The organism is Novosphingobium sp. HR1a (assembly GCF_015594425.1).
In the GTDB taxonomy this organism is placed as follows: domain Bacteria; phylum Pseudomonadota; class Alphaproteobacteria; order Sphingomonadales; family Sphingomonadaceae; genus Novosphingobium; species Novosphingobium resinovorum_A.
On the sequence record NZ_JABXWS010000023.1, the window covers coordinates 78968 to 101125 of the forward strand.

General features: G+C 67.5%; 21 protein-coding genes. 19 read left to right on the top strand and 2 right to left on the bottom strand.

The genetic code is table 11. The features are described 5' to 3' along the window. Nucleotides 1-187 precede the first annotated feature (187 nt). The 19 genes from fumC (at nt 188) to HWN72_RS04150 (ending at nt 20992) form a co-directional block, all read left to right on the top strand. On the top strand, nt 188-1570 hold the full coding sequence (gene fumC / locus HWN72_RS04060) for a class II fumarate hydratase (protein ID WP_211149928.1): 1383 nt from the start codon (nt 188-190) through the stop codon (nt 1568-1570). Between the two features lie 270 nt (nt 1571-1840). Further along, entirely contained in the window at nt 1841-2017 is a 177-nt protein-coding gene (locus HWN72_RS04065) for a hypothetical protein (RefSeq protein WP_155986136.1), read from the top strand. Continuing rightward, nucleotides 2014-3369, top strand: a complete 1356-nt coding sequence (locus tag HWN72_RS04070) for an AtzE family amidohydrolase (RefSeq protein ID WP_211149929.1) — start codon at nt 2014-2016, stop codon at nt 3367-3369. Before HWN72_RS04065 ends, HWN72_RS04070 begins: the two co-directional genes overlap by 4 nt. A gap of 5 nt (nt 3370-3374) precedes the next feature. Further along, the gene (locus HWN72_RS04075) at nt 3375-4742 is read left to right on the top strand and encodes an NCS2 family permease (protein WP_069707407.1); all 1368 of its coding nucleotides are present in this window, start codon (nt 3375-3377) and stop codon (nt 4740-4742) included. Then, entirely contained in the window at nt 4742-5683 is a 942-nt protein-coding gene (locus HWN72_RS04080; RefSeq protein WP_211149930.1) for a 5'-methylthioadenosine/S-adenosylhomocysteine nucleosidase, read from the top strand. Before HWN72_RS04075 ends, HWN72_RS04080 begins: the two co-directional genes overlap by 1 nt. A gap of 8 nt (nt 5684-5691) precedes the next feature. Next, on the top strand, nt 5692-7269 hold the full coding sequence (locus tag HWN72_RS04085; protein WP_211149931.1) for a gamma-glutamyltransferase family protein: 1578 nt from the start codon (nt 5692-5694) through the stop codon (nt 7267-7269). A gap of 151 nt (nt 7270-7420) precedes the next feature. Next, nucleotides 7421-8665: an allantoate amidohydrolase gene (locus tag HWN72_RS04090; protein WP_211149932.1), complete on the top strand. Its 1245-nt coding sequence runs from the start codon at nt 7421-7423 to the stop codon at nt 8663-8665. Between the two features lie 43 nt (nt 8666-8708). Continuing rightward, complete coding sequence (locus HWN72_RS04095) at nt 8709-9890, top strand: alanine--glyoxylate aminotransferase family protein (RefSeq protein WP_211149941.1); 1182 nt, start codon at nt 8709-8711, stop codon at nt 9888-9890. Between the two features lie 118 nt (nt 9891-10008). Then, nucleotides 10009-10899: an allantoinase PuuE gene (gene puuE, locus HWN72_RS04100; RefSeq protein WP_211149933.1), complete on the top strand. Its 891-nt coding sequence runs from the start codon at nt 10009-10011 to the stop codon at nt 10897-10899. Further along, nucleotides 10886-11281 carry an oxalurate catabolism protein HpxZ gene (gene hpxZ, locus HWN72_RS04105; RefSeq protein WP_211149934.1) on the top strand — a complete coding sequence of 132 codons (396 nt, stop codon included), beginning with the start codon at nt 10886-10888 and terminating at the stop codon, nt 11279-11281. Before puuE ends, hpxZ begins: the two co-directional genes overlap by 14 nt. Further along, nucleotides 11278-11718: a 2-oxo-4-hydroxy-4-carboxy-5-ureidoimidazoline decarboxylase gene (gene uraD / locus HWN72_RS04110; RefSeq protein ID WP_069707412.1), complete on the top strand. Its 441-nt coding sequence runs from the start codon at nt 11278-11280 to the stop codon at nt 11716-11718. Before hpxZ ends, uraD begins: the two co-directional genes overlap by 4 nt. Continuing rightward, nucleotides 11715-13145 (top strand): FAD/NAD(P)-binding protein, encoded by a 1431-nt coding sequence (locus HWN72_RS04115; RefSeq protein WP_008832245.1) that lies wholly within the window; start codon nt 11715-11717, stop codon nt 13143-13145. Before uraD ends, HWN72_RS04115 begins: the two co-directional genes overlap by 4 nt. Continuing rightward, on the top strand, nt 13142-13474 hold the full coding sequence (uraH, locus tag HWN72_RS04120; RefSeq protein ID WP_008832244.1) for a hydroxyisourate hydrolase: 333 nt from the start codon (nt 13142-13144) through the stop codon (nt 13472-13474). The genes HWN72_RS04115 and uraH overlap by 4 nt, the downstream gene beginning before the upstream one ends. Continuing rightward, entirely contained in the window at nt 13410-14894 is a 1485-nt protein-coding gene (gene xdhA, locus HWN72_RS04125) for a xanthine dehydrogenase small subunit (protein WP_248005803.1), read from the top strand. Before uraH ends, xdhA begins: the two co-directional genes overlap by 65 nt. After that, nucleotides 14887-17193 carry a xanthine dehydrogenase molybdopterin binding subunit gene (gene xdhB, locus HWN72_RS04130; RefSeq protein WP_069707414.1) on the top strand — a complete coding sequence of 769 codons (2307 nt, stop codon included), beginning with the start codon at nt 14887-14889 and terminating at the stop codon, nt 17191-17193. The genes xdhA and xdhB overlap by 8 nt, the downstream gene beginning before the upstream one ends. Further along, nucleotides 17190-18113 carry a xanthine dehydrogenase accessory protein XdhC gene (xdhC, locus tag HWN72_RS04135; RefSeq protein ID WP_069707415.1) on the top strand — a complete coding sequence of 308 codons (924 nt, stop codon included), beginning with the start codon at nt 17190-17192 and terminating at the stop codon, nt 18111-18113. The genes xdhB and xdhC overlap by 4 nt, the downstream gene beginning before the upstream one ends. 136 nt (nt 18114-18249) lie before the next feature. Continuing rightward, nucleotides 18250-19518, top strand: coding sequence for a guanine deaminase (gene guaD / locus HWN72_RS04140; protein WP_008832240.1), 1269 nt, complete (start codon nt 18250-18252; stop codon nt 19516-19518). Further along, on the top strand, nt 19515-20525 hold the full coding sequence (locus HWN72_RS04145) for an adenosine deaminase (protein WP_069709099.1): 1011 nt from the start codon (nt 19515-19517) through the stop codon (nt 20523-20525). Before guaD ends, HWN72_RS04145 begins: the two co-directional genes overlap by 4 nt. A 179-nt stretch (nt 20526-20704) precedes the next feature. After that, the gene (locus HWN72_RS04150) at nt 20705-20992 is read left to right on the top strand and encodes a GIY-YIG nuclease family protein (RefSeq protein ID WP_008832238.1); all 288 of its coding nucleotides are present in this window, start codon (nt 20705-20707) and stop codon (nt 20990-20992) included. Nucleotides 20993-21000: 8 nt separating this feature from the next. On the opposite strand, the gene HWN72_RS04155 is transcribed toward HWN72_RS04150, so the two are convergent. Both HWN72_RS04155 and HWN72_RS04160 read right to left on the bottom strand, forming a co-directional pair. Next, a complete protein-coding gene (locus HWN72_RS04155; RefSeq protein ID WP_008832237.1) occupies nt 21001-21579 on the bottom strand; it encodes a TIGR00730 family Rossman fold protein in 579 nt (192 codons plus the stop codon). Between the two features lie 2 nt (nt 21580-21581). Beyond that, on the bottom strand, nt 21582-22115 hold the full coding sequence (locus tag HWN72_RS04160; protein ID WP_036522491.1) for a phosphoribosyltransferase: 534 nt from the start codon (nt 22113-22115) through the stop codon (nt 21582-21584). Nucleotides 22116-22158 lie beyond the last annotated feature (43 nt).

Genomic DNA, 22158 nt, shown 5'->3' on the forward strand with positions numbered 1-22158 from the left:
TCCTGTATTCGGGGGAACCGCAGAGGTCGGCCAAATTGCCTGGCCAGTCAAGCGCGTGGGACGCAGCAGGCTTGCAGAGATTGCATGTGAATATATGCAACTAAGTCGCAATAGCGATGGACATGATGAACTTGTGCCTTATCTAACCCGCTGACGACATTGTATGAGCGAAGGAGGTCTCGAAGCCATGGAAACCCGCCGCGAATCCGACAGCATCGGTGAAATCGACGTACCCGCCAGCGCCTACTGGGGCGCGCAGACCCAGCGCTCGATCGAGAACTTCCCCTTCGGCGAGACCGAACGCATGCCGATCGCCATCGTCCATGCCCTGGCGCTGGTGAAGCAGGCGGCGGCGCGGGTGAATCGCAAGCACGGGCTCGACGCGAAAGTGGCCGACGCCATAGAGAGCGCCGCGCAGGAAGTCGTCTCGGGCAAGCTCGACGACCAGTTCCCGCTGGTGATCTGGCAGACCGGCTCGGGCACGCAGTCCAACATGAACGTCAACGAGGTGATCGCGGGCCGCGCCAACGAGATCCTGACCGGTACGCGCGGCGGCAAGTCGCCGGTCCATCCCAACGACCATGTGAACATGGGCCAGTCCTCGAACGACAGCTTCCCCACCGCGCTTCATGTGGCGGCGGCGCGCGCGGCGAACGACAAGCTCTACCCCGCGCTGGCGCAGCTCCATTCCTCGCTTCAGGCCAAGTCGGAAGCGTGGAAGGACATCGTCAAGATCGGCCGCACGCACCTGCAGGACGCGACGCCAGTGACGCTGGGGCAGGAATTCTCCGGCTACGTCCAGCAGCTTCACCTTGCGCGCGGCCGCATCGAACCGGCCGTCTCGGGCGAAGTGAGCGCGCTGGCGCAGGGCGGTACGGCGGTCGGCACCGGGCTGAACGCGGTGCCGGGCTTCGACGTCGACGTGGCGGCCGAATTGGCGAGTCTCACCGGCCTTCCGTTCCGCACTGCCGAGAACAAGTTCGAGGCGCTCGCTTCCAACGATCCGCTGGTGCACTTGTCCTCTACGCTGGCGACGCTGGCGGTGGCGCTGACCAAGATCGCCAACGACGTGCGCTGGCTGGGCTCGGGCCCGCGTTCGGGCCTTGGCGAACTGGACCTGCCGGCGAACGAGCCGGGCAGCTCGATCATGCCGGGCAAGGTCAACCCGACCCAGTGCGAGATGCTGACGATGGTGTCCGCGCAGGTGATCGGCAACCATCAGGCCGCGACCATCGGTGGCCTGCAGGGCGCGTTCGAGCTGAACGTGTTCAAGCCGCTGATCGGGGCGGCGGTGATCCGCTCGATCGACCTGCTCTCGGTCGGCATGATCAGCTTCGCCGAGCGCTGCATCGACGGCATCGAGCCCAACCGCGCGCGGATCGCCGAACTGCTCGACCGCTCGCTGATGCTGGTGACGGCGCTGGCGCCCGAAATCGGCTACGACAACGCCGCCAAGATCGCCAAGCACGCTCATGCCGAGGGCCAGACGCTCAAGCAGGCGGCGCTGGAACTGGGGCTGGTGGACGAAGCGACGTTCGACCGCGTGGTGCGGCCCGACACGATGGTGTGACCGGCGAAGGGGGAGGGCGCTTCCCCCCTTTTTTCGTCATTGCGAGCGAAGCGAAGCAATCCAGCGCGGCTTGGTGCTGCCCTGGATTGCTTCGCTTCGCTCGCAATGACGAGACTGGAATGGGGTTGGTGCTCTCATTTTTGCAACGATCTGTTCCGATCATTGCGTTTGATCGCGCAGGTCTGGCAAGGCAGTTAGGACCCGGGTGCGGGGCGTGGACTTTGACGGTCACGTGGCGCACCTTCCTGACCCTTCCGACCGCGCGAGACCATGGCCGAACACCCCGCCAATTCCCCCCGTCCTGAAGTACCGCAGGGCGAAGCGGAGATCGCCGCCGCGGCTGCCGCGCGTGCCTTGCCGATCCTGCCCGAGTGCGCGCCCGGCGTTGCCGCCAACCTCGCGCTGCTGGCGCGCCATGTCCGCACGATGCGCGGCGAACCGGCATGAGGTCGATCGCGCAAACCGCAGCTGCCGTGCGCGCCGGGACGCTCAGCGCCCGCGCCATGGTGGAAGAAGTGCTGATCGCCCTGGTCGCCGACGAGCATGTAGCCGTCACCCGCGTCCTGCACGACCGTGCTCGTGCCGAGGCCGACGCGGTCGATGCGATGGTGGCTGCCGGGCGCGATCCGGGGCCGCTGGCGGGCGTGCTCTATGGTGTGAAGGACCTGTTCGACCTCCAAGGGCTGCCGACCACGGCAGGCTCCACGATCTACGTCGACGCCGCCCCCGCCAGGTCCGATGCCGAGGCAGTGGCCAGGCTCAAGGCGGCGGGCGCGATCTGCCTCGCCACTCTCAACATGGACGAGTTCGCCTACGGCTTCGCGACGATCAACGCGGCTTACGGCACGACCCGCAATCCTCACGATCCCTCCCGCCTTGCAGGCGGTTCCTCGGGCGGCTCGGCTGCGGTCGTCGCGGCCGGGCTGCTCGCTTTCGCGCTGGGATCGGACACCAACGGCTCGATCCGCGTGCCCGCCAGTTTGTGCGGTCTCTATGGCCTGAAGCCCACGCATGAGGGCCTGCCGCTGGGCGGCGTGTTCCCCTTCGCCGAGAGCTTCGACGACATCGGCCCCTTCACTCGCTCGGTGGAGGATATGGCGCTGGTCTGGCAGGTACTCGCAGGGCGCGAGCCCGCAAGCCGCAGCGAGTTTCGCATCGCCCGCCTCGGCGGCCGTTTCCGCGAGAACGCGCAAGGCGAGCAGCTTGCCGCCATCGATGCCATCGCCCCCGATGCACCGCTGATCGAACTGCCCGAGATTGCTCGCGCGCGCTCTGCCGCCTTCATCATCACCGCCTATGAGGGCGGCACGCTTCACCGCCAGGCGCTGGCGGTGAATGCGATGGGTTTCGACCCGCAGGTCCGCGACCGCCTGCTGGCCGGTGCCCTGCTGCCCGATGCGCTTTACGAGGAGGCGCAGGCATTCCGCGCCGAATACCGCGCCCGGATCGAGGCACTGGTGGCCGATTACGACGTGCTGCTCGCCCCGGCGACGCCGACTTTCGCGCCGCCGATCGCCGATCCGCGCATCCTGATCGATGGCGCGCTGTCTCCGGCGCGGGCGGATCTGGGCATTCATACCCAGCCGATCACCTTCACGGCATTGCCGTCGCTGGCGGTTCCGCTCTACCGGCCGGGCATGCTGCCGATCGGCCTGCAACTGATCGGCGGACCAGGGCGAGAGCCCGACCTGTTCGCCTTCGCCGCCATGCTCGAAGCGAACGGGACGATCGGATTTTCCATGCCGCTGGGGGCGGCGCGTATTATTGATTTTACGCCGCCTGTGGCGGCGAGGGGGTAACAGGCGTGACGCAGACCGCAACCACCATCGATGCACCGGAGGTCGTGCCTTCGGGCAAACTGGACCGCTACTTCTCGCTGACCGCGCGCGGCACCACCGCGCGCACGGAAGTGCTGGCGGGCATGACCACGTTCCTGACAATGGCCTACATCGTGCTGGTCAACCCGGCGATCCTGGGCAGCGCGGGCATGCCGGTCGCCTCGGTGGCGGCGGCGACGTGCTTTGCGGCGGCCTTCGCCTCGATCCTGATGGGCTTCGTGGCCAACACCCCGCTGGCGCTGGCGCCGGGCATGGGGCTGAACGCCTATTTCAGCTTCACCGTCGTGCAGCAGATGGGCGTGCCCTGGCCAGTGGCGCTGGGCTGCGTGTTCATCTCGGGCGTGGCATTCCTGCTGCTGACGCTGACGGGCATCCGCCAGCTGATCGTCACCTCGATCCCGCAGTATCTCTTCGCGGCGGTGGCGGGTGGCATCGGCCTGTTCATCGGCTTCATCGGCCTCAAGGATTCCGGCATCGTCGTTGCCAATCCGGCGACGTTCGTGGCGCTTGGCGACCTGAAGGCGCCCGGAGCGGCGCTGGCGCTGTTCGGCCTGCTGGTGATCGGCGCGCTGTCGGTGTGGAACGTGCGCGGGGCGATGCTGATCGGCATCCTCGCCACCACCGTGGTCGGCTGGATCGCGGGCATGGTCTCGATCAGCCCCGAGCCTTACTCGCTCTCCGCGCTGACCGGGACCGCGTTCCAGCTCGATCTTGCGGGCGTCTTCGGGCTTTCCGGCAAGCATGGCCTCGGCCTGCTGGAGATCCTGTTCGTCTTCCTCTTCGTCGACCTGTTCGACAACATCGGCACCCTCGTCGCCGTCACCAAACGTGCCGGGCTGATGGACGCGGCAGGACGCATTCCGGGTCTCAACCGCATCCTCGTGACCGACGCTGTCGCCACGATGGTCGGCTCGATGGCGGGCACCAGCACCGTCACCAGCTATGTCGAGAGCGCCGCGGGCGTGCAGGTCGGCGGCCGCACGGGCCTGACTTCGGTGGTCACCGGCGTGCTGTTCCTGGCAATGATGTTCGTCGCGCCTTACGCGCAGGTGATCCCGCTGGCCGCGACCGCGCCCGCGCTCATCATCGTCGGCGGCCTGATGCTGCTGCCGCTGACCGAAGTGGAATGGGAGGACCCGCTGGCGGCGATCCCCGCGTTCCTGACGGTGGCGATGATCCCGCTGACGTTTTCGATCGCCAATGGGCTCGCCTTCGGCATCACCGCCCACGCCGTGCTCAAGATCGTACGCGGGACGATCACGAAGAAGGACGGCTTCCTGCTGGTGCTGGCGCTGCTGTTCGTCGCCCGCTTCGTGTGGATGGGCGGCGCCTGATGCGCGCCGTCATCGCCTCGGCTCTTGCACTCGTCGCCCTGTGCCTCGCTGCGCCTGCGATGGCGGACGAGCGGCTGGACCTCACCCCCCGTACCCTGGTAATGACGGCCTATCAGCCCGAATGGAACGCGCTGGTCCATGCCGTGAGCGAGCGGAAGGAATATAGCCTCAACGGCTCGACTTACCTGACCGGTACGCTGGAGGGCAAACCGGTGCTGCTGATGCAGAGCGGCGTGTCGATGGTGAACGCGGCGATGAACACCCAGCTGGTGATTGACCGCTTCACCGTGAAGCGCATCGTCTTTTCAGGCATCGCGGGCGGTGTCGATCCGTCACTGACGATCGGCGACGTCATCGTGGCGGAAGACTGGGGCCAGTACCTGGAAGTCAACTTCGCGCGCAAGGCGGGCCGCAAGGGCTGGAAATCGCCTGAAGCCGTCTCGCCCGAGGCGCCGGGCAACTGGAACTTCATCTTCCCGCGCGGCGTGACGGTGCCTAATGCGGCGACCCCGTCGAAGCGGTTCTTCACCTTCGCGATGGACCCGGCGCTGCTGGACCTCGCGCGCAAGGTCGCGCCGACGATCGCGATGGAACGCTGCGTGCCGCCTTCGCAGCACCAGCTTCCCGGCAGCGAACTGTGTCTCGCCAAGCCGCCCAAGGTTGTCGTCGGCGGCACGGGCGTCAGCGCAGGGGTCTATGCCGACAATGCCGAGTTCCGAGAGTATCTCTACAAGGCGTGGCACGCCCGCGTGCTCGACATGGAGAGTGGGGCGGTGGCCCAAGTCGCCTATGCCAACCAGGTGCCGACAATCGTGTTCCGATCCTTGTCGGACCTTGCGGGCGGCGACAAGCACAAGAACATGGAGGACACCTACGAGCGCCTCGCCTCGGTGAACTCCGCCCACGTGGTGCGCGCCTTCGTGGCGGCGCTTCCGGACTGAGAGGTTTTATGCAGACCGTAACCGTCCGCAACGGCATCGCCACCGCGCCGCACTTCCTCGCCGCGCAGGCGGGCCGCGACGTGCTTGCCGACGGCGGCAGTGCGGTGGAGGCGTGCGTCGCCATCGCCGCGACGCTGGCCGTCGTCTACCCGCACATGACCGCGATCGGCGGCGACGGCTTCTGGGTGATTCGCGAGCCGGACGGCACCGTGCACTCGATCCACGGCTGCGGCGGCGCGGCGGCGACGGCCGACCTGTCGCTCTATGCCGGGCTGGAGGCGGTGCCGACGCGCGGGCCTCTGGCGGCGAATACGGTGTCGGGGACGATCTCCGGCTGGGCGGCGGCGCTGGAGGCAGATTACTGCACCTTGCCGCTTGAGCGGCTGCTGCGCGATGCGATCACCCATGCCCAGAACGGCGTGACGGTGACGAAGGGCGGCGCAGCCATCGCGGCAGGGAAGGGCGACGAACTGCGCGGACAGCCCGGCGCCTACGCCGCGACCTTCGAGCCGGAAGGCCGCCCGTTGGCCGAGGGCGACACGCTGCGTCTCCCTGCGTTGGCGGAGACCTTGCGCAAGCTGGCTGCGAACGGGCTGCAGGACTTCTACACCGGCGAACTGGCCGCTTTGATCGCCGCCGATCTGGAGGCGCTAGGCAGCCCGGTTTCCGCCGCAGACCTCGCCGCGCACACGGCGACCCGGCCGGACCCGCTGTATACGCGCGTCGGCGGTGCGACGCTCTACAACGCGACGCCGCCGACGCAGGGCTTTGCCTCGCTGCTGATCCTGGCGTTGTTCGACCGGCTCAAGGCCGATGCCCCCGAAGGCTTCGACCACGTCCATGGCCTTGTCGAGGCGACCAAGCAGGCGTTCCTGCTGCGCGACGTGCATGTCGGCGACCCGGCGTATACGGACTTCGACTTTCAGGCGCTGCTCTCCGACCCCGCCGCGCTGGACGACCTCGCCGCGCGGATCGACCCGGCCAAGGCGCTGGAATGGCCGCAGCCGCCGCAGTGGGGCGATACCTGCTGGTTCGGCGCCGCCGATGCCGAGGGCCGGGTGGTGTCGTGCATCCAGTCCACCTATTTCGAGTTCGGCTCGGGCCTCGTGCTGCCGCAGACCGGTATCACCTGGCAGAACCGGGGCAGCTCGTTCCGGCTGGCGGAGAGCGGCTGGAATGCCCTGCAGCCCGGGCGCAAGCCGTTCCACACGCTCAACCCCGCGCTGGCCGTGTTCGACGATGGGCGCATCATGGCCTACGGCACGATGGGCGGCGAGGGCCAGCCGCAGACGCAGGCCGCGCTGTTCAGCCGCTACGCCCGCTTCGGCATGGACCTCCAGGACGCGATCAGCGCCCCGCGCTGGCTGCTCGGCCGGACCTGGGGGGACGTCACGACCTCGCTCAAGCTGGAGGACGGTTTCGACGAGGCGCTTTACGGCCAGCTGGCCGAGGCCGGGCACGATGTCGAGCGCGTCGGTGGGCTGACCGCGACGATGGGGCATGCGGGTGCGGTGGTGCGCCTTGCAGGCGGTTCGTTCGAGGGCGCATCCGACCCCCGCAGCGATGGCCAGGCAGCCGGATGGTGAGCTTTGCGCTTCGCCTTGGGGGCTTCGACAAGCTCAGCCTGAGCGGGATTTGGGCGGAGTGTGTCAAACCTGTCGGCATTTCCTCCACCCCGCTCAGGCTGAGCTTGTCGAAGCCCGGGCACTGTCTTCTCCTCCATGCCGAGACAATCGCATGACCGCCCTCGACATCCCCGGTGGCACCCGCGCTGTCGCACGGTGCGATGCCTTGCGGATAGCGCCTTACAGCGACATGGAGGGCGGCCTGTTCCGCGCCTACCTCACTCCGGCTTATGTCGCCGCGCAGGAGCAACTGGGCCGGTGGATGGAGGCCGCAGGCATGCGCGTCCATGTCGACGCCGCCGCCAATCTGGTGGGCCGCTATGACGGCCACCTCGGCCATGCCCCGGCGCTGGTGATCGGGAGCCACCTCGATTCCGTGCGTGACGCAGGGCCTTACGACGGGCCGCTGGGCATCATGCTCGGTATCGAGGCGGTCGCCGCGCTCCATGCCGAAGGGCGTAGACTGCCGTTCCCGATCGAGGTCTACGCCTTCGGGGACGAGGAAGGATCGCGCTTTCCCGCCGCGATGCTGACCAGCCGGGCGGTGGCCGGGACGCTCGATGCCGCCGCGCTCGATATCACGGATACGGCGGGCGTGACGCTGGCTGAGGCGCTGGTCACCACGCCCGACTATCTCACTGCCGCCCGCTCGCCCGATACCACGCTGGCCTACCTCGAGGCGCATATCGAGCAGGGGCCGGTGCTGGAGGCGGACGGCCTCGCGGTCGGCACCGTCACCGGCATCGCCGCGCAGTTGCGCTACCGCGTCACCGCCAAGGGCATGGCCGGGCACGCGGGCACCGCGACGATGCGCCTGCGCCGCGATGCGCTGGCGGGTGCGGCAGCTATGGTGCTGGCGGTGGAGCAGATCGCCCGCGCGGACAACTCCGACGTCGTCGCCACCGTGGGCGTGCTGGAGGCGCTGCCCGGCGCCCCCAACGTCATCCCCGGCGAGGTCCGCTTCACTATCGACGTTCGCTCGGGCGCGGAAGAACGGCGTAACGCGGTGGCCGAAGCGATCCTCGCCCGCATCGGGGAAATCGCCGAGGCGCGGGCGCTGGAACTGGCCGTCAGCCTGATCCACGATCTTGCCGCCAGCCCCAGCGACCCTGCGCTGATGGACATGATGGACGATGCGCTCGCAGCCGCCGGGCAGCCGGTGCGTCGTCTGGTGTCGGGCGCCGGGCACGATGCCATGAACATGGCCGCGCTGTGCCCCACTGTCATGCTGTTCATCCGGTGCCGCGAAGGCATCAGCCACAATCCGGCCGAGCATGTCGAGCCTGCCGATGCGGAGATCGCGTTGCGGGTAATGCTCGGTTTCATAGACCGCCTTGGAGATTCCTTTGTCGCTTGATCCGCAGCTCTTTGGAGAAATCGACCCGCCCCAGCGCCTGCTGATGGGTCCGGGGCCGATCAATGCCCACCCGCGCGTGCTGCGGGCGATGAGCGCCGACCTGCTCGGCCAGTTCGATCCCGAGATGACCGGGTTCATGAACCAGGTCATGGCGCTCTACCGCCCGATCTTCGGGACGCAGAACAAGTGGACGATGCTGGTCGACGGCACCGCCCGCGCCGGGATAGAGGCGGCGCTGGTCAGCCTCGTCGCGCCGGGCGACGTGGTGCTGGTGGTCAACTTCGGCCGCTTCGGCCTGCTGCTGACGGAAATCCTCCAGCGCATCGGCGCGATCATCGAGACGGTCGAGGCGCCCTGGGGCGAAGTCGTGCCGATGGAGCGCATCGCCGAGGCTATCGCCCGTTGCCATCCCAAGATCGTGGCGACCATCCACGGCGACACCTCGACGACGATGGCGCAGCCGCTGGAAGGCTTCGGAGAACTGTGCCGCCGGGCGGGCGCGCTGTCCTACGTCGATGCCACCGCAACGATCGGCGGCATGGAACTGGCGGCGGATCGCTGGGATGTCGATGTGGTCACCGGCGGCCTGCAGAAGTGCCTCGGCGGCCCCTCGGGATCGGCCCCGATCACGATCTCCGACCGCGCCGCCGAGCACATCGGCAAGCGCCGTCATGTCGAGCAGGGCATCCGCGTCGCCGGAACGGTCGATGGTGCCGGGCCGCGCATCGGCTCGAACTACTTCGACCTCGCGATGATCATGGACTACTGGTCCGAGAAGCGCTTGAACCATCACACCGAGGCGACTTCGATGCTCTACGCCGCCCGCGAATGCGCGCGCATCGCGCTGGGCGAGGGGCTTGAGGCGCGCTATGCCCGCCATGCCTCGGCGGGCCGGGCGATGACGGCGGGCCTGCGCGCGATGGGCCTGACGGTGTTCGGCGACGACCGCTATCGCATGACCAACGTGACTGGCGTGTACATCCCCGCGGGCGTCGATGGCGAGGCCGTGCGCGGGGCCATGCGCGAGCTGTTCGAGATCGAGATAGGCACCGCTTTCGGTCCCTTGCAGGGCAAGATCTGGCGCATCGGTGCGATGGGTTACAACGCGATGAAGCACAAGGTGCTGCTGACGCTGGCGGCGCTGGAATCGTGTCTGGTGATGCAAGGCTTCGCGCTGCCGATGGGCGCGGCGGTTCCGGCGGCCATCGCGGCGTGGGAGGCATGAGGATGGGCGTGCAGCATGGGCTTCGACAAGCTCAGCCTGAGCGGAATTTCTCAATGCCGCTTACCCTTTCTCCGCTCGTCCTGAGCTTGTCGAAGGACCACAGTGCCACGGTGCATCCATGACGCGCGACCTCATCGGCTATGGTCAGAACCCGCCCGACCCGCAGTGGCCCGGCGGCGCGCGCGTGGCAGTGCAGTTCGTCGTCAATTACGAGGAAGGCGCCGAGAACTCGGTGCTGAACGGCGACAAGGGCTCAGAGGCGTTCCTGTCCGAAATGGTCGGCGCGGGCAGTCACCCGGACCGGGCGATGGCGATGGAGAGCCTCTACGAATACGGCAGCCGCGCCGGGTTCTGGCGCCTCCACCGCCTGTTCACCGAGCGCGGGCTGCCCGTCACGGTCTTCGGCGTAGCCAAGGCCATGGAAATGAACCCCGAGGCGGTCGCGGCGATGCTTGCGGCCGACTGGGAGATCGCCAGCCACGGCCTGCGCTGGATCGACTACCAGTACCAGCCCGAGGCGGTTGAGCGCGCCCACATCGCCGAGGCTATCGCGCTCCACGAAAAGCTTACCGGCCAGCGCCCGTTCGGCTGGTATCAGGGCCGGACCTCGCCCAATACCGCGCGGCTGGTGGCCGAAGAGGGCAGGTTCCTCTACGATGCCGACAGCTACGCCGACGACCTGCCTTACTGGGACACTCGATACGGCAAACCGCAGCTGATCGTACCCTACACCCTCGACGTCAACGACATGAAGATCGTCGCGCTCAACGGCTTCACCGAGGGCGAGCAGTTCTTCCGCCACATGCGCGACACCTTCGACCAGCTTTGTGAAGAAGGCGGAAGGATGATGTCGATCGGCCTTCACGCTCGCATCGCCGGCAAGCCTGGCCGCGCGCGGTGGCTGGCGCGGTTCCTCGACCATGTCACCGCCAGCGGCGACGCCTGGGTGGCGCGGCGTATCGATATCGCCCGGCACTGGATGGAGGTGCATCCTCATGCGGATCAATGACCCCGTGCGCCTCGCCGAAGTCAGTCACGCCTTCCACGCCTACGAGACGGCGCTGATGGCGGACGATATCCCGGCGATGGACGCGCTGTTCCACGATGCGCCCACCACCAACCGCTACGGCGTGGGCGAAGTGCTCTATGGCATCGAGGCAATCCGCGCGTTCCGAAAGGGACGCGGCGGGTCTCCGCAGCGCAAGCTGGGGAAGGTCGCGATCACCGTTTACGGCGATACTTTCGCCACCGCCGATGCCGAATTCTTCCGCGAAGGCTCCGCCCCTGAAGCTGCTGGCCGCCGGGGGCGCCAGACGCAATCGTGGGTGCGCTTTGCGGACGGCTGGAAGGTCGTTTCCGCTCACGTCAGCCTTGAGGGGAGCATATCGTGACCGCGCTGTTCGAACACAGCCCCTGGGTGGAAGAGCGCGCCGACGCACGGCCGTCTTCCGGCGATCGTCATGCCGATCTGATGGCGGTCCTGTATGCCGCCAGCCCGGACGAGCAACTCGCGCTGATCCGCGCCCACCCGGAACTGGCGGGCAAGGCCGCGATCGACCGCACCCTGACCGAGGCCAGCACCGCCGAGCAGGCCAGCGCCGGGCTCGACCGCCTGACCCCTGAGGAATATGCCGAGTTCCACCGCCTGAACGCCGCTTACCGCGCAGCGTTCGACTTCCCTTTCATCATCTGCGTGCGCCTGACCGACAAGGCTGGTATCCTCGCCGCGATGGACCGCCGCCTCGCGAACGACCGCGAGACCGAAGTGGCGACCGCGCTGGAGCAGATCGGCGAAATCGTGCGCCTGCGCCTGGAAGACATGACATGACTGACAAGATCGGCCTTCCTGCGCTCGAGGCGCAGCTTGCCCGCGAGCTGGAGTTGATCGGCTTCGCTCGCCCCGAATGGGTGCGTAGGCGCGCGGTCGAGGGCGCGCCGGTGCTCGATGTCGCGGTGATCGGTGGGGGGCAGTGCGGCCTCTCCGCCGCATTGGGCCTGAGGCGCGAAGGCGTGACCAACGTGCGCGTCTTCGACGAAAACGAAGCCGGGTTCGAAGGGCCCTGGGAAACGTATGCGCGCATGGTCACGCTGCGCACGCCCAAGCATCTGAACCCGATCGATTTCGGCGTGCCCTCGCTGACCTACCGCGCATGGTGGGAAGCGCAGCACGGCGCGGCGGGCTGGCAGGCGGTCGACAAGATCGCGCGCGGCGACTGGATGGAGTATCTGCGCTGGTATCGCCGCGTGCTCGACCTGCCGGTGGAGAACGGCGCGAAGCTCCAGCGGATCGAGCCGGTCACGGCGCATGGCGTGCATTGCCTGCACTTCTCTGACGGCAGCGTGGCGCTGGCGCGCAAGGTGGTGCTGGCCACCGGCATCCAGGGCGGCGGCGAATGGCACACCCCGGCGATGGTGCGCGACAACCTGCCCCGGCACTTGTGGGCGCACACCAGCGAGCCGATCGACTTCGCGGCACTGCACGGCAAACGCATCGGCGTGCTGGGCGGCGGCGCCTCGGCCTTCGACAACGCCAACTTCGCCCTGACGCAGGGCGTGGCGGCGGCGGAAGTGTTCATGCGCCGCAAGGAACTGCCCCGCATCAACCCGATCCGCTTCATGGAGCGCGTCGGCTTCACCGCTCGCTACCCGGCGCTGGACGATCAGACCAAATACGCGGCAATGGACGCTTTCCTCGGTCACAACCAGCCGCCGACGAACGACACCTTCGAGCGTGCGGCGGCATGGCCCGGCTTTGCCCTGCACCTCGGCGCGCCTTGGCTGGACGTGAAGGAACATGACGGGTTGGTGCGCGTCACGACGCCGCACGGGCATCACGACTTCGACTTCGTCGTCGTCTCCACCGGCCTCCTCAGCGATCCCGGCCTGCGTCCAGAACTGGCGGACGTGGCCGACCTCATCGCCCGCTGGTCCGATCGCGTGACGCCTCCGGGCAAGCCCAATGCGCTCATCGATGCTCACCCCTATCTCGGCACCGCTTTCGAATTCCTGCCGCGCGATGGAGTGGACGGCGCGCCGCTGCACGGATTGTTCGCGTTCAACTATTCGGCGCTGGTGAGCCTGGGGCTCTCCGCCTCGGCACTGTCGGGCCTGCACAATGCGCTGCCCCGGCTGGTCAAGGGCGTGGCCGACCAACTCTTCCTCGACGACCGGGAGGCTCTGGTGGCCGACTTTCTCGACTATGACGAGCACGAATTCCTCGGCCAGTGGCCGCGTGAGGAGGAGACGGTCGCATGAGCAGTCTGTCCACGCACGTCCTCGATACGACACACGGCGCTCCCGCGACGGGGATTTCCCTGTGTCTCGAAACCGGGTCGGGCACGATCCTGTTCACCGGCGAGACCAATGCCGACGGCCGCTGCCCGGGTCTCCCGGCGCTGCCGACCGGCACGTATCGCCTGACTTTCGCGGTGGCCGCCTATTTCCGGGGCAAGGGGATCAAGCTGCCCGAGCCGCCGTTCCTCGACCATGTCTCGATCGATTTCGGCATTGCCGACCCCGATGCGCATTACCACGTACCGCTGCTGGTCTCGCCTTTCGGCTACTCCACCTACCGGGGCAGCTGACGTGCCGGTGCGCTTCCTTCTTGATGGCGAAGTGGTCGAACTGGACGCGGTCGATCCGACCGCGACGGTGCTCGATCACCTGCGCTACACGATGCGACGCACCGGGACCAAGGAAGGCTGCGCCGAGGGTGACTGCGGCGCCTGCACGGTGCTGGTCGGCGCGCTGGAAGGCGAGGGCGTGGCATGGCGCGCGGTCAATTCCTGCATCCAGTTCCTGCCGATGCTGGACGGCAAGGCGGTTATGACCGTCGAAAGCCTCAAGAACGATACCGGCACGCTCAATGCCTTGCAGGAGACGATGGCCTGCAACGGGAGTTCGCAGTGCGGCTTCTGCACGCCGGGCTTCGTCATGTCGCTGCACGGCCGCACCATCGGCGCGCGCGGCTGCGATCTGCCGGTAGAGGAAGTGATCGCGGGCAACTTGTGCCGCTGCACCGGCTATGGTCCGATCATCGAGGCGGGGGAAGGTGCCGGATCTTGCGAGCAGGACGATACGAGGGTGATCGCCGCGCTCAAGGCGCTGGAGGGCAGCGCTTCGGGCGAGTGGCGGGGCCGCCGCTGGTTCGCGCCGCGCACCTGCGATGAACTCGCTGTATTGCTGGCCGAACATCCCGACGCGCGTTTGGTGGCCGGGGCTACCGACGTGGGCCTGTGGGTAACCAAGGGCCTGCGCGATCTGGGCACCGTGATCTTCCTCGGCGGCATCGCCGAACTCGCGGCGATCGAAGAAAGCGACGATGCGCTGACCCTCGGTGCGGGCGTGCGTTACGCCGATGCGCATGCGGCGATGGCTCGATTGCACCCGGACCTCGGCGAACTCGTGCGCCGCATCGGGGGGCTTCAGGTACGCAACGCGGGGACCATAGGGGGCAATATCGCCAACGGTTCGCCGATCGGCGATGGCCCTCCGGCGCTCATTGCGCTTGGTGCCGAACTTACGCTGCGCAGCATGGCGGGGCGGCGGACGATGGCGCTGGAGGACTACTTCCTCGCTTACGGCAAGCAGGATCGGCAGCCTGGCGAGTTCGTCGAATCCGTGCGTATCCCGCGCCCTCCGGCGGATGCGGTGATCCTGATTTCCAAGCTCTCGCGCCGGTTCGACAGCGACATCTCGGCGGTCTGCGGCGCCTTCGCGCTGCGTGTAGAGGACGGCGTGATCGAAGAGGCGCGCGCCGCGTTCGGCGGCATGGCGGCGACTCCAAAGCGGGCCGGCACGTGCGAGGCCGCGCTGATCGGCCAGCCTTTTGCCGAAGCCACGTTCACCGCCGCTGCCGAAGCGCTGAAAGCGGACTTCGAACCGCTGACCGACGTGCGCGGCTCTTCCGCCTACCGCGTCGAGGCCGCTGCGAACTTGCTGCGCCGTCTCTGGCTGCGCTCTCAGGGTGTCGCGACTTCCGTGCTGGAGGCTGTCGATGGCTGAGCGCGATCCCGCCTGGAAGGTGCTGCCCAAGCCCTCGCACCCGCACGACAGCGCGCGGCTCCATGTCGCGGGCGAGGCGCGCTATGCGGACGATCTGACCGAACCTGCGGACATGCTGCACCTCGCCTTCGGCCAGTCGAGCGAGGCGCGCGCGCGGATCGTCTCGATGGACTTGTCCGAGGTGCGCGCGTCTCCCGGCGTCGTCGCGGTCTATACTGCCGCCGACATTCCCGGCGCGAACGACGTCAGCCCGGTCGCTGGCGACGACCGGTTGCTCGCCGATGGGGAAGTCATCACCCACGGACAGGCGGTGTTCCTCGTGGCCGCGACCAGCCAGCGCGCGGCCCGCATCGCCGCGCGTCTCGGCCGCATCGCGTACGAACCGCTCCCAGCCGCGCTCACGGTCGCCGAGGCGCAGGCTGCCGGATCGCACATCGAGCCCGCGCAGCGCATGGCCCGGGGCGATGCTCCTGCCGCGCTGGACGCCGCGCCTCACCGCCTCTCGGGCCGCTTCGCCATGGGCGGACAGGACCATTTCTACCTTGAGGGCCAAGTCTCCGTCGCGACACCGGGCGAGGACGGGCAGGTCCACGTCCTGTGCTCCACCCAGCACCCGAGCGAGGTCCAGCACCTCGTCGCGCACATGTTGCACGTATCGTCCGCCGACGTGACGGTGGAGGTGCGGCGCATGGGCGGTGCGTTCGGCGGCAAGGAGACGCAGGCCGCGCTGTTCGCCGCCGCCGCCGCGCTCGTCGCCAGCAAGACCGGTCGCCCCGCCAAGTTCCGCGTCGATCGCGACGACGACATGGTCATGACCGGCAAGCGCCATCCCTTCGATGTCGCCTACGAGGTCGGCTTCGACGACGCGGGCCGCTTGCTGGGGCTGTCGCTGCACCTCGCCTCGGCGTGCGGGGCGACGGTGGACTTGTCCCCGGCGATCAACGACCGCGCGATGTTCCATTCGGACAACTGCTACTTCCTTCCCGACGTCGAGGTCATTTCGGAGCGCCTCAAGACCAACACCGTCTCGGCAACCGCCTTCCGCGGCTTCGGTGGGCCGCAGGGCATGCTGGCGATCGAGCGCGTGATCGACGACGTGGCGATGGCGCTGGGCCGCGACCCGCTCGATGTGCGGGTGCTGAACCTCTACGGTCCGGGGCGCGAGACGACCCCTTACGCGATGACCGTCGCCGACAACGTCGCCCCGCAGATCATCGCCCGGCTGCGAACGACTTCGCGCTACGATGAGCGAGCGAAGGCGATCGAGGCTTTCAATGCCGCCAATCCCGTGCTCAAGAAGGGCATCGCGCTGACGCCGGTGAAGTTCGGCATCAGCTTCACCACGACCCATCTCAATCAGGCCGGCGCGCTGATCCACGTCTATGCCGACGGTTCGATTCAGGTGAACCACGGCGGCACCGAGATGGGGCAGGGGCTCTACACCAAGGTCGCGCGCGTGGTGGCGGACGTCTTCGCGGTGCCGATGGAGATCATCCGCATCACCGCGACCCGCACCGACAAGGTGCCCAACACCTCGGCCACGGCGGCGAGTTCCGGCGCGGACCTCAACGGCATGGCGGCACACAACGCGGCGATGACGATCCGCGACCGGCTGACGGATTTCCTCGCCCGCACTTACAGCTTGGAGGAAAGCGAGGTGCACTTCACCCCCGGCGGCGTGATCGTCGGCGCGGAGACGCTGGATTTCGCGCAAGTCGCGCGCAAGGCGCATATCGGGCGCGTGTCGCTGTCCTCGACCGGCTACTATGCGACGCCGGGGATCGAATACGACCGCTCGGTCTTCAGGGGGCGTCCGTTCTATTATTTCGCCTATGGCGCGGCAGTGAGCGAGGTCGTGATCGATACCCTGACCGGCGAGCATAAGGTGCTGGCCGTCGACATCATCCACGACGTCGGCCGCTCGCTGAACCCGGTGATCGACAAGGGCCAGATCGAGGGCGGCTTCATCCAGGGGCAGGGCTGGCTGACGACCGAGGAACTCGTGTGGGATGCCAAGGGGCGCTTGCTGACGCACAGCCCCGCGACGTACAAGATCCCCACCGCCTCCGACCGGCCCGCGCATTTCACCGTGACCTTGTGGGATGGCGAGAACGTCGAGCCGACCATCAACCGCTCCAAGGCGGTGGGCGAGCCGCCGTTCATGCTGGCGATCTCGGTTTTCTCGGCGCTGAACCGCGCCGTTGCCGCGACGGTGCCCGGCAAGCGCGCGTTGCCGCAGCTCGATGCGCCCTGTACGCCTGAGCGTATCCTCAAGGCGATCGCGGCGTTTTCGGCATGACGCAGTGGATCGGCTGGCTGCGGCGGCTGGACCGGACGGTCCCGACCGCGATGGTGTCCGTGCTCGCCAGTGAGGGCTCTGCTCCGCGCGGGGCGGGTACGCGGATGCTCGTTACTGCGCAGGGGCAGGAAGGGACTATCGGCGGCGGCCAGCTGGAATACCGCGCGGTCGAGCAGGCGCGCGCGATCCTCGATCATGCGCCGGGTTCGTGGCGGGTGCAGGACTATCCGCTCGGCCCGCTGTTGGGGCAATGTTGCGGTGGCCGGGTGCGGGTACTGGTAGAACATCTCGACACCGGGGCGCTCGACTGGCTGCATGATGCCGAGCCCGGCCGGATGCTGGCGACCCGCTTTGCGCAAGATGCATTGGACCGCCGCGTGTTCGAGCGCGAGACCGCGACCCGCCAATCCGCGCGCGGCGATAGGCCCGAGGTCGGCGCCCGCATCGTCGAGCCGGTCGGCGAGCGGCCGCGCCCGGTCTATCTGTTCGGTGCGGGCCATGTCGGGCAGGCCATCGCTCGTCACATGACCGGGTTGCCGCTGCAACTCGCGTGGTTCGACACCCGGCCCGAGCAGGCGCATATCGACGGTGTGACGCTGGTGGCCGAGGAAGACATCGCGCACTGCGTCGCCGAGGCTCCAGCCGACGCGGCCATGCTGATCCTGACGCACGACCATCCGCTGGACTATCACCTGACGCTGGCGGCGCTGGGGCGTGCCGAGTTGGCGGCGTTCGTCGGCCTCATCGGCTCATCCACCAAGATCTCCCGTTTCCGGTCGCGACTGGCGGCGGACGGCATTTCACCGGAGGCACTGGACCGCCTCACCGCGCCGATCGGCGTGCCCGGCGTCTCCGGCAAGGAGCCGGACGTGATCGCCATCGCGGTCTGCGCGCAGCTGCTGCAATTGAGAGGAAAATGATGAATATCGATCGTCGTCCCGGACGTGATCCGGGACCGGTGGTAGTCCTTGAGCGCGAAGCATCGGCAAGGCGCCAGGCCGAAAAGTGGGCTGTTCACGGCCAGCGGTCCCGGATCACGTCCGGGACGACGCGGGCATGATCCGCGCTTATCGCGCCGAACTGCTCTCGGTCCCGCATGACGCGCCCGATGCCGTGCGCCATGAACCCGACGGCCTGCTCGTCGTCGAGGATGGCGTGGTCATCGCGCGCGGCGCTTACCCGGACCTCGCGGACAAGTATCCCGATGTCGAAATGCTGCCCGGCCTCGTCGTGCCCGGCTTCATCGACGCGCACGTCCATTACCCCCAGACCGACCGCATCGCCTCCTACGGGGAACAGCTTCTCGACTGGCTCGACAAGCACATCTTCCCGGCGGAAAAGGCGTTCGCGGACAAGGCCCACGCCGATGCCGTGGCGGCGTTCTTCCTCGACGAACTGCTGCGCAACGGAACCACCAGCGCGCTGGTCTATCCCACCGTCCACGAACAGTCGGTCGATGCCCTGTTCGAGGCCGCGCTGGAGCGGCGAATGCGCATCGTTTCCGGCAAGGTGCTGATGGACCTCGGCCCCGAAGGCCTGCAGGATACCGTCGCTTCGGGACGGGCCGAAACCGAGGCGCTGATCCGGCGCTGGCGCGGGCGGGGCAGACTGGGCTACGCGGTGACCCCGCGTTTCGCGCTCGCCTCCAGCGATGCGCAACTGGCCGACGCAGGCGCGCTTCTGGCCAAGCATCCCGACGTGCTGATGCACACGCACTTGTCGGAGAACGTCCACGAAGTCGCCGCCGTCGCCGCGCGGTTCCCGGACAGCGCCGACTACCTCGATGCTTACGACCGCTTCGGACTGGTCACGCCGCGCTCGGTCTTCGCGCACGGCATCCACTTGTCCGACCGGGCCTGCACGCGCCTGCACGAGAGCGGCGCGGGCGTGGCAGTCTGTCCTTCGTCCAACCTGTTCCTTGGGTCCGGACACTTCAACTTCGGACAGGCGGACCGGCACGCGCTGCGGCTGGGCCTGGGCACCGACGTCGGGGCGGGCACGTCGTTCTCGATGCTGCGCACCGCCGGGCTCGCCTACCAGGCCGCGCTGGCCCGCGAGGACCGGCTCGATCCGTTCCGCGCGCTCTATCTCGCCACGGCGGGAAGCGCCTCGCTGCTGCACATCGCCGACCGCGTGGGGGCGCTGGAAGTGGGGCAGGAAGCCGACTTCGTCGTGCTCGACAGCGCCGCCACGCCGCTGATGGAGCGACGGACAGAAGGCGCGGACCTTGCCACGCGGCTCTTCGCACTCCAGATCCTCGGCGACGAGCGCGCCATTTCCCGTACTTACCTGCTGGGCGAATGCGCGTACAAAAGGACACCATGACCGATCTTGCCCAGTTCATCGCCGGCCTTCCCAAGGCCGAATTGCACCTCCACATCGAAGGCAGCCTCGAGCCCGAACTGATGTTCGCGCTGGCGCAGCGCAACAATGTCGCCATTCCTTACGCCTCGGTGGAGGAGGTGCGCGCCGCCTACGACTTCTCGAACCTGCAGGATTTTCTCGACATCTATTACGCGGGCGCCGACGTGTTGCGCACCCGCGCGGATTTCCATGACCTCGCGATGGCGTACTTCACGCGCGCTGCGGCGGACGGCGTTGTCCATGCGGAGATCATGTTCGATCCGCAGACCCACACCGATCGCGGCATTCCCTTTGCCGAAGTGATCGAGGGCCTGTTGTCGGCAATGGCGGCGGCCGAGGCCGAATTCGGCCTGACGTCGCAACTTATTCTCTCGTTCCTGCGCCATTTGCCGGAAGAGGCCGCCTTCGCCACTCTGAAGATGGCCGAGCCCTGGCTGGGCAGGATCACGGCGGTGGGGCTCGACAGTTCGGAAGTCGGCCACCCGCCCGCCAAGTTCGCCCGCGTCTTCGCGGCGGCGCGCGAAAAGGGCCTGAAGATCACCGCCCATGCCGGGGAGGAAGGCCCGCCCGCCTACGTCCACGAGGCGCTGGACCTGCTTGGCGTCGACCGCATCGACCACGGCAACCGCGCGCTGGAGGACGAAGCGCTGGTTGCGCGCCTCGCAGCCGAGGGAATGACGCTGACGGTCTGCCCGCTGTCGAACCTCAAGCTCTGCGTGGTGAAGGACCTTGCCGATCACCCGCTGGACCGGATGCTGGCGGAGGGCTTGAAGGCTACGGTGAATTCCGACGATCCGGCTTATTTCGGCGGCTACGTGGCGGACAACTACCGGGCCGTCGCCGAGGCGAGGGGGCTTTCGCGCGATGACCTGGTGACGCTGGCGCGCAACAGCTTCACCGGCTCTTTCCTGCCGCAGGAGATGGTCGCACGGCATGTCGAGCGGCTGGAGGCTTACGCCGCAGGGTAACCTGCCGTCGTCCCGGACTTGATCCGGGACCGGTGGCTGTCTTTAGGTGAGAGCTTGCAGCGCGTGCAGCGAAGTGGGCTGTTGATGGCCAGCGGTCCCGGATCAAGTCCGGGACGACGAGGATTAAACTTTCGCCACCGGGTTGATCCTCACTCGCCAGCCTGGCCATGCTTCGCGCTATGGAAAAAGGCGGCTTCAGCTACATCATGGCGAACCGGCCCTTCGGCGTGCTCTATGTCGGCGTCACTAACGACATTCATGTTCGGATGCACCAGCATTACGAAGGGCGCGGATCGCGTTTTTGCCAGCGCTACGGTATCGACCGGCTGGTGCTGGTCGAGCCGCATGGCTCCATTCAGGAGGCCATCGCGCGCGAAAAGCAGCTGAAGGCCTGGCGGCGAGAGTGGAAACTGGAATTGATAGAACAGGTCAATCCGATATGGGATGACCTGTCCGGGTTGTTGTAAATCGGGCTCTAAACGTCCTGAGCGCCGAGCCAGTGCTCGTTTTCGGGCGGGACGAAGTTGACGATCCGATCGATCATCGCCTCGGGGTCCTTCTCGACGATCAGCATCGCGCGGTGGCGCGGCTGGAGGAAGCCTTCCTCCACCACGTTGTCGATGAACTGGCCCAGCCCCGAGTAGAACCCGTTCACGTCAAGCAGGCCCACCGGCTTGTTGTGATAGCCGAGCTGCGTCCAGCACCACGCCTCGAACATTTCCTCGAACGTGCCGATGCCGCCGGGCAGGGTGACGAAACCGTCCGAGAGGTTGGCCATCATCGCCTTGCGCTCGTGCATGGTCTTGACGACGTGAAGCTCGGTGATGCCCTGGTGGTCGTGCTCGCGCGCGCGAAGGGCCTCGGGGATGACGCCGATGACTTCGCCGCCCGCCGCGCAGGCCGCGTCCGCGACCACGCCCATCAGGCCGACCATGCCGCCGCCGTAGACGAGGCCGATGCCGCGCTTGGCCAGCAGCGTACCGAACTGGTGCGCAGCTTCGCGATACAGGGGATTAACGCCCGCAGAGGAGCCGAGATAGACGCAGATCCGCATGATCAGCCAAGCCTCTCGGGGACCGAGCGCGCTTCCTCGACGATGGCGTCCTTGGTGCCGACCGATTCCCACGGGAACACGAACCAGCGCTTGTCCTCGTCACGGTCGATGGCGTCGACGTAGAGTTCGGCCACGGCCTTGGAACGGGTGTTGTTGATCAGCACCGCGAAGCGCAGGTTTTCGGCATCGCAGCCGTTGTCGCCCAGCAGATTGCGGATGTACTCGATGGTGCCGCCGCTGTCGTTGATGTCGTCGACGAAGAGCAGGCGCTTGCCCTCGGCGGTCATCCCTGCGACCTTGCCGAGCAGTTCGTCGGCAAAGCCGGGAACCTTGGCCGAGTGGTCGATCGACAGCATCGGCACTTCGAGCTGGTGCGAGATGTAGACCGCCGGCACGAGGCCGCCGCGGCCGACGCCGATGATGAATTCGGGCTGCCATTCGCCTTCGCGGATCTTGCGCGAGAGCACGCGGACTTTGGCGAGGAAGTCCTCGTAGTATTCGAGGTAATGCAGTTGCGGTTCTTCGGTCTGGCTCATGCGGAGCGAATCCTGTCCGGCGATGTCGGGAAAGGTGTGCCGA